Here is a 553-nt window from a genome sequence, read left to right as displayed (position 1 = left end):
CTACTCTCCCGGCCGCTGATCGCGGCGGCGGCCCCGGTGCTGCGGATCTTCGGAATGCCCGGCAAGCTCGCCCGGCAGAACGCGGTGCGCAACCCGCGCCGCACGGCCGCCACGGCCTCCGCGCTGATGATCGGCCTGACCCTGATCACCGGCCTGACCGTGATCGCCGGTGGCATACAGAACGCCATCGACAAGATGGCCCGGGACTCGCTCAAGGCCGACTACATCGTCAGCATGGCCAGCATGACCCCGCTCGCCCCCGAGGTCGGCGAGAAGCTGGAGAAGCAGCCCGAGGTCGAGAAGTCCAGCCCGCTGCGGTTCTCGCCGTCCCGGGTCAACGGCAAGAAGACGGAGCTGGCCGGCGTCAACGGCAAGGCCATCGGCGACCTGACGAAGCTGGAGTTCACCGAGGGCTCCTTCGCCGGGCTCGGCGGCAACCGGGTCGTCGTCGACAAGGACCTCGCCGAGGACCGCGGCTGGAAGGTCGGCTCCTCGCTGCCCACGACCTTCGAGGACGGCAAGAAGAGCCACCTGGTGGTGTCGGGCATCTACG

At 69.3% G+C, this 553-nt stretch carries 1 protein-coding gene; it reads left to right on the top strand.

Annotated elements, in window-relative coordinates; all coding sequences use genetic code 11:
- On the top strand, positions 1–553 hold a 553-nt coding region (locus KUM32_RS43000; RefSeq protein ID WP_217146977.1), incomplete at both ends, for an ABC transporter permease.

The sequence above is a fragment of the Streptomyces sp. AC627_RSS907 genome (assembly GCF_019049165.1).
Note: the sequence above shows the minus strand (reverse complement) of the source record. Positions and strands in the feature narration are given on the sequence as shown.